Origin of the sequence: Oscillatoria nigro-viridis PCC 7112 (assembly GCF_000317475.1) — a bacterium.
Lineage (GTDB): Bacteria > Cyanobacteriota > Cyanobacteriia > Cyanobacteriales > Microcoleaceae > Microcoleus > Microcoleus nigroviridis.
Window position 1 is genome coordinate 4789646 of sequence record NC_019729.1, and the last position, 11580, is coordinate 4801225.

Below are 11580 nucleotides of genomic sequence, written 5' to 3' on the forward strand. Positions count from 1 at the left end.
GTGAACACGCATCTCCACCGCAGAAAAGATAGCACCTAACGGAAGTTAGAAAACTAAGCGATACAACAGGATAAACCCTACAGAGTCTACGAGAGGTCGATTACTCCTAGTAGGTCTGAGGTAACAAAGACGGAACACTCTGTTGGGTAAAGGATAGAAGAAAAAGCGAATGCTGGTTTGTAATGAACCAGATAGGGGTTGAAATATCACTTCTGACCGAAAGGAAAGCAGACTTCTTTTGGGTCTTATACGAAAGAAACTCAGTTAAAGGAATCGAATCCAAGGACAAGTTAGATGGTGTCATTATTGACAACAAACGGACTAAAGAAACGACTTGAAAACTGGAACCAAATCAACTGGATAAAAGTTATCAAGCTAGTTAGAAACCTGCGCCAGAGAATCTTTCGTGCGAGAAAACTTGGTGACTTCCGTAAGCTACGGAGCTTGCAGAAGTTGATGTTACGAAGCTACGCAAACTTGCTGCTGTCAGTTCGACGTATCACCCAGACCAATCAAGGTAAAGCAACGGCAGGCATTGATAAAGAAGTAATCAATACTCCAGAGCAGCGGGTGATTCTGGTAAACGATTGGAATGGGGGCAACCCCAAACCAACTCTAAGGGTGGAGATACCAAAGCCCAACGGAAAGAAACGACCGCTCGGAATCCCGACCGTGCGTGACAGAATCGAACAGGCAATAGTAAAGAATTCACTAGAGCCTGAATGGGAAGCCGTATTCGAGCAACACTCATACGGATTCCGACCGGGAAGAAGTTGTCAAGATGCCATTGAGCAATGCTTTAACAAAGTAGGGTTCAACAAAGCAGGCGGACACAAATGGGTTCTAGAGGCTGACATCAAGGGATTCTTCGACAACATCGCCCATGAATCCATCCTGAACCTGATGGGCAACTTTCCCAAGAGAGAACTCATCCAAGGATGGTTAAAAGCAGGGTTTGTGTTCCAAGGGAAATTACACCCCACGGAACAAGGCACACCACAGGGCGGCGTGATTTCGCCGCTACTTGCCAATATCGGTTTGCATGGCTTAGAAACCTTTATAAAAGCCACCAACCCGAAACTTGGCGTGGTTCGATATGCTGATGACTTTATTGTCACGGCTAAAGACAAACACAGTCTTGAAACTGCTCAAACCCTGATACAAGCATGGATATCAGAACGAGGTCTTGAGTTAAGCGCTGAGAAGACGGTAATCACGTCATTGGAAGATGGGTTTGATTTCCTGGGGTTCAACTCCCGGCACTACGATGGAAAACTCCTAATTAAGCCGTCCAAAAAGAAGGTGTTAATCTTCTGCAAGCGGTTGGGAGAAGAAGTTAGAAACTTAAATGGTGTAGAACAGGAAGTCTTAATCAAAAAGCTCAATCCAATTCTCAGAGGTTTTGCCAACTACTACAAAGGGGTAGTGAGCAAGGAAACCTTCGGCTACATCTCCTATAGATTGTGGCAATACCTTTGGCGTTGGGCAAAGCGTAGACACCCCAACAAAAACAAGAGATGGGTTCGGAAGCGTTACTTCAAAACCATTAAAGGCAACAACTGGGTGTTCGCTTGTACTACAAGCGACCGAAGGGGTAAAGACAAAGAACTTGCCCTATACTCAATTGCATCTACTCCCATCGAACGCCATATAAAGGTTAAGGGTGACGCCAGCCCCGATGACCCCTCGCTAAAGGAATATTGGGACAAACGCCACCAGAAGCTTGGAAAAACTCGCTTCAATAAAGGCTCTAAGCTTTATACGATAGCAGATAACCAAGACTGGAAGTGCCCAGAATGTGGCGAACCCTTATTCAAGGGGGAAGAAATCGAAACCCATCATATAGTGCCTGTTGCTGGAGGTGGAACAGACGACGTGGAAAACCTTCAGCACCTACACAAACCGTGTCACAAGCAGGTACATAAAACCCAAGTTAAATCTCGCTTGAAATAAGGCTTGAGCCGGATGAGTGCGAAAGTCTCATGTCCGGTTCTTAGGGGAGGGGAAAGGGGCGACCCTCGAACCTTACCCGACTAATTGGTCGCTCGGTGTTCAGAGTACACAAACTAGAGCAGAGCATGATTAGACACGACAGCAATTTAATCCCGAAACGGAACTGATACCATCGTTAATTGACTGAGCTAGGTTAAGACTTTTAACCATATTTTTCTCCTATTAATTGGCTGATTAAATTACACTTCAATGAACTGCTTTCATTTAATCAGAGTTAGCCTCCTTCATTTTCTACTTGGTCTCAACTCCAGTATCAATATCTCTTACCTAAAATATTAAGTCTTGTTTTTTAAATGACGTTTTGATAATTTTAGCTGCAAAGTAGATTAAACTAAGTAAAGTTAATCAATAGCACGGCCGAGAGAGCGAAAATAGTAGATAGTAACTCTAAAAAGCTTCAGGCTTGACAGAAGCAGTAGGAATACGTAGATATGGCTAGCATAACAAATATTTTTCGAGGATATCAGATTAACGAGCAAATATACGCAGGCAATCGAACTCTAGTTTATCGTGGCCGTCGGTCTTCAGATCGGCAGCCCGTAGCGATCAAAGTGCTGCGAAATGACTTTCCCCGCTTCCACGAACTGGTGCACTTCCGCAATCAGTTTGTCATTACTAAAAACTTAGAGCTCCCCGGTACTGTCAAGGCATACAGCCTGGAGACTTACCACAACCACTATGCTCTGGTAATGGAAGACTTTGGCGGAATTTCCTTAAGTAGCTACCTCGCTAGTTTGGTGTTCGCCAGCAACGAACCCCTGGAAGGGTTGCCCGTTAACGAGTTTCTTCCCATTGCAATTCAAATTGCCAACTCGCTCGACGGACTTTACCGCCACCACGTCATCCATAAAGACCTCAAACCCGCCAACATTTTAATTAACCCTGTCAGCAAAGAAGTGAAGCTGATTGACTTCAGCATCGCTTCCCTGTTGCCGCGCGAAACCCAAGAAATTCAAAATCCCAACCTTCTAGAAGGCACTTTACCTTACATATCTCCCGAACAAACTGGGCGAATGAACCGAGGCATTGACTACCGCACGGATTTCTACTCTCTGGGAGTTACATTCTACGAACTGCTGACGAGACAGTTGCCTTTCCAAAGCGAAGATCCGATAGAGTTAGTACACTGTCACCTTGCCCAGCAGCCTATTCCAGTCCATCACCTCAACAAAAGCGTTCCATTGGTGCTGTCTGAAATTGTTAGCAAACTGATGGCGAAGAATGCTGAAGATAGGTATCAAAGTGCGATCGGACTCAAGTTTGATTTGGAAACTTGTTTGTACCAGTGGCAAAAAACTGGAGAAATCGCCTCTTTTAAACTAGGGCAGCGAGATTTGTGCGATCGCTTCATCATTCCCGAAAAATTATATGGTAGAGAGAACGAAGTATTCTCCCTACTGGCAGCCTTCGATCGCGTGAGTGCCGGAAGCGCGGAAATGATGCTGGTGGCTGGCTTCTCAGGTATTGGCAAAACCGCCGTCGTCAACGAAGTTCACAAACCGATTGTCGCAGCTAGAGGCTACTTCATCAAAGGCAAATTCGACCAATTTGGACGCAGCCAACCCTTCTCAGCTTTTGTACAAGCTTTTCGCGATTTAATGGGTCAATTGTTGAGCGAAACAGATGCTAAAGTTGAGCAGTGGAAGACTCAAATCCTGGCAGCGTTGGGCGAGAATGCTCAGGTAATTGTTGAGGTAATTCCCGAACTAGAACGGATTATCGGAGAGCAACCCCCGGCACCAGAACTTTCGGGCAGTGCTGCCCAAAATCGCTTCAATCGGTTACTCGAGAACTTCATTCAACTCTTCACAACCAAAGAACATCCCCTCGTCATTTTCTTAGACGACTTGCAATGGGCCGACTCAGCCTCATTGAACTTGATTCAACTTCTGACGAGCGATCGCGATCGGCGGTATCTCTTTTTAATAGGAGCGTATCGAGATAACGAAGTCAGTCCCGTAAACCCTTTGGTGGTGACATTATCCGAAATCCAACAAACGGGAGCTACTGTAAACACCATTACCCTCGCGCCGCTCGATTGCGTCAATTTGAATAGTTTGATTGCCGATACCTTAGCTTGTTCTAAAGCCTTGGCTATGCCATTAACAGAACTGGTAGATCAAAAAACCCAAGGCAATCCATTTTTCAGCACGCAATTTCTCAAATCTTTGCATGAAGATGGGCTAATTACGTTTAATTTTGAGGCTCGGTATTGGCAGTGCGATATCGCGAGAGTGCGAACCTTAGCACTAACGGATGATGTTGTCGAGTTCATGGCGATTCAATTGCAAAAGTTGCCAATCCAGACGCAAGAAGTTTTAAAGTTAGCTGCCTGCATTGGTAACGAATTCGATATAGCAACGCTGGCGGTAGTTTGTGAAAAATCTTCTTCGGATACGGCCGCCAACTTGTGGCCGGCTTTGCAAGCAGGGTTGATTCTCCCACTAACGGAAATTTATAAATTTTTTACTTCAGAGGAGTTTGAATTCGGCAATCAGAATTCAGAAACAGAAAGCAATACTTCTGACTCGTGGTTTCAGAATGCAGACTCCTGTTATTACAAATTTATGCACGATCGCGTACAGCAAGCAGCTTACGTTTTGATTCCCGAATCCCAGAAACAATCCACTCACCTCAATATTGGTCAACTTTTGTTGATTAATACTCCAACAACAGAAAGGGAAGAGAAAATTTTTAATATAGTCAACCAGTTGAATTATGGTGTTGATTTAATTACCGAGCCAACAGAGCGTTACCAACTGGCTGAGTTGAATTTAATCGCGGGACGCAAGGCGAAGACTGCTACTGCTTATGTTGCGGCACGCAAATATTTAAGTTTTGGCAGGCAAATCCTAGCTCCCGATAGCTGGCACACTCACTATGAAACAGCCCTGGAACTGCACGTATTAGCGGCAGAAACTGCATACCTGAGCTATGATTTTCAGGACATGGAGGAATTAGCTGATTTAGTCCTGCACAATGCCAGAACGCTGCTGGATAAGGTGAAAGTGTATGAAATAGAGCTTTCTGCTTGTACGGCGCAAGTCAAACCCAAACAAGCCGTTGAAATGGGGTTAGCAGTTCTCAAACTCTTGGGAATCTGCTTTCCCGAAAATCCAACTCCGGCAGATATTCAGCAGGGACTAGAACAAACCGCGTCACTTTTTGCTGGCAAAAAAATTGCGGACTTTATTGATTTGCCAGAAATGGAAAATCTCCAAAAGCAAGCAGCCTTGCGAATTTTATCAGCTTTAGTTTCTCCAGCCTACATCACGGCTCCACTTCTCCTGCCACTGGTTATTGTGGAAATGGTTCATTTGTCGGTTAGTTATGGGAATGCTCCCTTATCTGCTTTTGCTTACGGGTTGTATGGATTGGTATTAAGCGGTGTACTTCAAGACATTGAAACAGGGTTTGAATTTGGGCAATTGGCGTTAAATATTGTTGATTTATTTAATGCTAATTACCTCAAAACAAAAGTATATTATACAGTCGGCGTTCACATCATACATGGCAAACATCATGTTAAAGAAACCATCCCTATTTTAAAAGAGGGTTACGCGATAGGGCTGGAAACGGGAGAGCTAGAATTAGGATATTCAGCCAAAGAAATCTCTCAATATTCATATTTAATCGGTCGGGAAATTGCCGGACTCGAAGAGGAGGTAGCGACCTACTGCAAGGCGTTGGTTCAATTTAAACAAGAAGCAGCGTTAAATTATACTCAAATCGTTCATCAGGCTTTATTAAATCTGCTGGGGCGATCGGAAAATCCCTGTCAATTTGTGGGAGATGCCTACAATGAACAAACAATGCTCCCATTTCACATCCAAGCAAACGATCGCAACGGACTCCACTATTTGTACTTCCATAAACTGCTTGTGTGTTACCTGTTTGGAGAAACCGAGCAAGCTTTAGAAAATGCTCGGCAAGCCGAACAGTATTTAGACGCGGTGACGGGTATGCTCAATGTGCCGATGTTCTACTTTTATGACTCTCTAGCACGGCTGGGAGTTTGTACCGAGCTGGGTTCATCGGAAGAGAAACAAGAACATCTGCAAAAAGTGAAAAACAACCAGGAAACCCTTCATAAATGGGCACATCACGCCCCCATGAATTTCTCTCACAAATGTTACCTAGTGGAAGCCGAACTGTTCCGAGTGCTGGGTGAAAATGTGCAGGCGATGGAGAGTTACGATCGCGCCATTTTTCTTGCTAAAGAAAACGATTATCTCAACGAAGCAGCTCTGGCGAATGAATTGGCTGCTAAATTCTACTTGGTATGGGGGAAAGAAAAAGTTGCCCAGGTATATCTAATAGATGCTTACTATGCTTATGCTCGTTGGGGAGCGAAAGCAAAAATCGACGCTCTAGAACAACGCTATCCCGAACTTCTGGCTCCTATCTTCAAACAGGAGAAAGCTGGTTCGTTGGAGGAAGGTACTACCTCCAATGAGACTTCATTGATTTCTAGTCATCGCCAAACAATTGCTGGCAGTACGAGTACCACAGTAATAGATTTACCAACTGTTATCAAAGCTTATCAAGCTTTGTCTAGCGAAATTAAGCTGGAACAATTGCTCACTACCCTGATGGAAGTAGCGATTCAGAATGCAGGCGCTCAAACAGGAGTATTGATTTTGAAAGAAGAGGACAACTGGACAATCGCCATCCACTGTAGCGATCGCCAAGGCTGTCTTTTGCAAGAAACTATTGGGATCGAGGAGAGCGAATCAATTCCCCAGACTGTCATTAATTACGTCAAACGCACCCAGAAAACCCTAGTTTTCGATGATGTCAAGACTGAATTAATATTTGCTGCTGACCCCTATATCAAGCAGCACCAACCTAAGAGCATCCTATGTACTCCGATTACCCATCAAGGCAAAATGATGGCAATTCTGTATTTGGAAAATAATCTGACGACGGGGGCATTCACTGGCGATCGCGTCGCCCTCCTCAACATCCTCTGCTCGCAAGCTGCTATCTCGCTGGAAAACGCGGGCTTGTATCAGCAATCTCAAAAGCTTTATCAACAATCCCAGGAATATGCCCAAAAACTGGAGCAGTCTATCCAGGATCTCAAACAGATGCAACTGCAATTGGTGCAGGGTGAGAAGATGTCTGCTCTGGGAAATTTAGTCGCAGGGGTAGCCCACGAAATTAACAATCCCGTAGGCTTTATCGCCGGCAACTTGCAACCGGCTCAAGAATACGTGGGGGATTTATTCAATTTGATCGATTTGTATCAAGAAAAATTTCCCAATCCCGGAGTGGAAATAGAATCAGAAATTGAGGATATAGACTTGGAGTATTTGCGAGAAGATTTGCCCAAATTAATTGGCTCGATGCAGGAGGGAGTCGAGCGCATCCGCAATATCAGTACGAGTTTGAGAACGTTTTCCAGGGCAGATAGCGATCGACCTGTTTCTTTCAATATTCACGACGGACTCGAAAGCACTCTGCTAATTCTCAAGCACCGTTTAAAAGCCAGCGAGTTCCGCCCTGCCATTGAAGTTGTGAGAGAGTATGGTAACTTACCCCCAGTCAAATGCTTTCCCGGACAGTTAAACCAGGTATTTATGAATGTACTGGCTAATGCCATTGACGCTCTGGAGGAGTCAAATAAGGGGCGCAGTTTTAAGGAAATTAAAGCCCTACCCAATCAAATCACGCTTCAAACTGCTCTGAGCGAATCCAACAATCAGGTTGTGATTCGGATTAAGGATAATGGAGTGGGGATGTCGAACGAAGTCAAGGAAAACATCTTTAACCACTTATTCACGACCAAGGCTGTGGGTCAAGGAACCGGATTGGGATTGTCTATTGCCCGCCAAATTGTTGTGGAAAAACATGGAGGTACGTTAGCCGTGAATTCCTCTTTGGGGCATGGTTCGGAGTTTGTGATTTCTATTCCGGCGTGAGCAGTTCGTGCTAGGCTTTAGCGCAATTAGCGCCGTTTAGTAATAAGAAACATAGGGATATTCCCGGTTTCTATATCCCATACGTTTAGGAATGAAATTGTGAGTTGTAAGCTGTGAAACGTAATTTTTTCTATTGGCGTCTAATATTGTCAGTCTCGATTTTACCCGTACTGGCGATCGCCCCGTCTTTGCTCTGGAATCAACCCGGAAGAGCACAACAGGGGGAGAGGGCTGAGCTGATTGATGCTTCGAGCTCCAGCCAGGGAATGAATTCCCTGGCTGATAGCGAAAGTCGGTTAAAACTGATATCTTGCACCATTGTCAAGAACGGGCAAGATGCCTGTGAAGTGAGAAAATTCACTCTTTGTGGAACAGGCATCTTGCCTGTTCATAAAAGACTTATTGAGAATGGTGCAACATCTCAGTTAAAACCGACTGAAATATTGACCGATAGTTCTCTTGAGAAAACTTTAACTATGAGACAGGGAATTCAACCCCTGTCGGAATATAGGCTTTTGGCTCAATCTGTACCGCCTTCTTCGATAATTAGACAAGGCGGCCAAGTGTCTCTAAACGACCGCATTCTCCCCCTAAGTTGGACTCAGCATTTGATTCATGCTTCGAGAACCCGCCAGGGAATGAATTCCCTGGCTGATAGCGAAAGTCGGTTAAAACCGACTGAAATATTGACCGATAGTTCTCTTGAGAAAACTTTAACTATGAGACAGGGAATTCAACCCCTGTCGGAATATAGGCTTTTGGCTCAATCCCTACCGCCTTCTTCGATAATTAGACAAGGCGGCCAAGTGTCTCTAAACGACCGCATTCTCCCCCTAAGTTGGACTCAGCATTTGATTCATGCTTCGAGAGCCCGCCAGGGAATGAATTCCCTGGCTGATAGCGAAAGTCGGTTAAAACCGACTGAAATATTGACATATAGTCCTCTTGAGAGGACTTCAGCTATGAGACAGGGAATTCATTCCCTGTCGGAATATAGGCTTTTGGCTCAATCTTTACCGCCATCTTCGAGAGTTAGACAAGGCAGCCAAGTGTCTCTAAACGGTCGCCTTCTTCCCCTAAGTTGGACTCAGCAGCCGGCAAACAGCACTTCTGCAGATTTCCGAACTTGGATTGCTGACGTTGGATTGATGCAAAGTGCGGGAGTGGATTTGCTTAGCAGCGCCGACAGTACCAAACAACCGGTGCAGTGGTTTTCGGTATCTTTAACCGGTGTTCAAAGCTTAGCAGCGCGGGCAACAGGCCCGTATCGTTACTTAGATGTTACCGATTTTGCTCGACTTGCGGGCTGGGAGATATCTGCTGATGGGAATATTCTAAAAATTACTTCTCAAACTGCAAGTGTTACTGGAATTCGGCAAGCAGAAATAGAATCTGGCGATCGCATTGTTGTAGATCTCGATCGCCCCGCCCCTTGGCAAGTTAACTTTGTCAATAAACCAATCCCGTCGCCGACGCCGACACCCAACCCCCCGGACGACCCCACAAAGCCCGCTATCCCACTGCCAAACCTCCGCACAGCGCCAAACCTCGAAACACCAGACGACCCGACGAAACCGGCTCTCCCGCTGCAAATAACGCCATTACAGCCGATCGCCGGTCAAGAATGGTCGATCGCGATCGATGCCCAAGTCGCACCCGCCATAATTCAGCAGACTTTTTCAACCAGCCAACAATTGCTATCACTAAAAGTCGAACCTGACGGCGCTCAAACCAAAGTCAAAGTAAGGATTCCTTTAGGTTGGCGGCCGCAAGTTTTCAGCTTGGGAAATCCCAATCGATTAGCGATCGACATTCGGCCAGATTCGTTAGTAGAAAAAAACATTGTTTGGGCTCCCGGTGTGCAGTGGCGGCAGCAGTATCAGAATTTAGGAACTGCTCGTTTTCCGGTAGTTTGGTTAGAAGTTAATCCGCGTCAATCCGGTATAAAAATTCGACCAATTCTCAGCAATCCGCCTGCCGATCGAGGCACTGCACCTTTATTGCAAACAGCAGAAGTGTCTGGTGCCGCTGCGGCGATTAATGCAGGTTTTTTCAATCGAATTAATCGCTTAGCTTTAGGCGCTATTCGGCGGGACAATAAATGGCTTTCCGGCCCGATTTTGAATCGGGGGGCGATCGCCTGGAACGATCGGGGCGAATTTGCGATCGATCGTTTGACTTTGCAAGAAACTTTGATAACTCCGGCAAATCAATTTTTGCCTGTTTCTCATCTCAATAGTGCCTACGTGCAATCGGGAATCGGTCGCTACAATTCTGATTGGGGAACAACTTATACTCCGCTGTCTGGCAATGAAATAGTTGTGACTGTTGCGGGCGATCTAGTTGTCAGCCAATCCCCCGGAGGTGCGGCGGGAACAACAACTTTTCCCATTCCAGCTAACGGTTATGTTTTGGCTTTGCGTTCGGATTTGTCGATCGCCCCTCAATTCACACCCGGCACTTTATTGCGTCTGGAAACTAACACTTTTCCTGCTGATTTCAACCGTTTTCCATACATTCTCGGCGGCGGGCCGGTCTTGGTACAAAACAGTCGAGTGGTTTTGGATGCGAAGGCGGAAGGGTTTAGCGATGCCTATGTTCGACAGACAGCAATTAGAAGTGCGATCGGGCGAACTGCTGCGGGGAATTTGCTGATTGTAGCGGTGCACAATCGCGCGGGCGGGGCGGGGCCAAATTTCGCAGAACTCGCGCAGATATTGCAGCAAATGGGTGCTGTGGAGGCTTTAAATTTGGATGGCGGAAGTTCGACGAGTTTGTATTTGGGAGGTAGTTTGCTCGATCGACCTCCGTCAACTGCTGCGAGCGTTCATAATGCGATCGGTATTTTCATTCAACCATAAACCGTACCACTACGGAACAAACTCAAAAAACTCTTATCCCCCCCTTAGCAAGCAGGGCGGTTTCATTCTCAGGAAAACCAGCCTTTTGTACGCGTCGTGCCCTGAATGCCGACCCGGCCCATCCAGGATTTGTTAGGCATTTGGTGGGATTGGGAAAAGCGAGGGGGGCTGCCCCTACAAGAGAATGAAACAGCCCTGCCTTAGCAAGGGGGGGTTGGGCAGGAGAGGGGCTTCAGGAAAGCTAGAAATTTTAAGTTCAGAGTTGATTGAATTGAGTTCTGATAGCTTCTATGCGACTGCGGTTAACTCCCAAATCCGACTGTCCCAGACGCGAAGCCGATCGCACGTGGATGACTTTTGCGCTATCATCTACCAAAAATTCAACGTCATCAACAAACCCCATCAAAGCGCTGGTGAACTCCGCATAGAGGTAATTATCAGTTGCCGTGATAATTTTAGTTTTTCCATAGGACTCGATCGCCCCTTTGAGCTTTACCATCGCTTCACTCTGGGACGAAGTGTAGGCCAAAGGCTCAATTTTGTGTTCGGCATCTTGACTGAAGCTGCTGACGCAGTTGGGGGAACTCGGGCACGCTGCGAGTTTTCCTGACTGAATCCCGATATTGGCAGGTCTGGTTCCAGCAAACATGGTTTTTTCTCCAGGTATAGCGATAAAAGTAGCGATCGACAGTACCGCTACTGCTAGCAGTGATATTAAAATAACCAGGACTCTTTTCCATGCTGTCGGCGATTTTGTTTCAACTGTTCGCAAAGGATTAGCC

Annotated in this window: 4 protein-coding genes; 3 read left to right on the forward strand and 1 reads right to left on the reverse strand. The window is 45.9% G+C overall.

The window, feature by feature from the left end:
• Nucleotides 1-294 precede the first annotated feature (294 nt).
• The 3 genes from ltrA to OSC7112_RS20155 all read left to right on the forward strand — a co-directional run bounded on the left by ltrA (nucleotide 295) and on the right by OSC7112_RS20155 (nucleotide 10798).
• The gene (ltrA, locus tag OSC7112_RS20145) at nucleotides 295-1953 is read left to right on the forward strand and encodes a group II intron reverse transcriptase/maturase (RefSeq protein ID WP_015177634.1); all 1659 of its coding nucleotides are present in this window, start codon (nucleotides 295-297) and stop codon (nucleotides 1951-1953) included.
• A 491-nt stretch (nucleotides 1954-2444) separates the two neighbouring features.
• Nucleotides 2445-7937 (forward strand): trifunctional serine/threonine-protein kinase/ATP-binding protein/sensor histidine kinase, encoded by a 5493-nt coding sequence (locus tag OSC7112_RS20150; RefSeq protein WP_015177635.1) that lies wholly within the window; start codon nucleotides 2445-2447, stop codon nucleotides 7935-7937.
• A 113-nt stretch (nucleotides 7938-8050) separates the two neighbouring features.
• Nucleotides 8051-10798, forward strand: a complete 2748-nt coding sequence (locus OSC7112_RS20155; protein WP_015177636.1) for a phosphodiester glycosidase family protein — start codon at nucleotides 8051-8053, stop codon at nucleotides 10796-10798.
• Between the two features lie 256 nt (nucleotides 10799-11054).
• On the opposite strand, the gene OSC7112_RS20160 is transcribed toward OSC7112_RS20155, so the two are convergent.
• Nucleotides 11055-11570 (reverse strand): DUF1499 domain-containing protein, encoded by a 516-nt coding sequence (locus tag OSC7112_RS20160; protein ID WP_015177637.1) that lies wholly within the window; start codon nucleotides 11568-11570, stop codon nucleotides 11055-11057.
• Nucleotides 11571-11580: the final 10 nt, after the last annotated feature.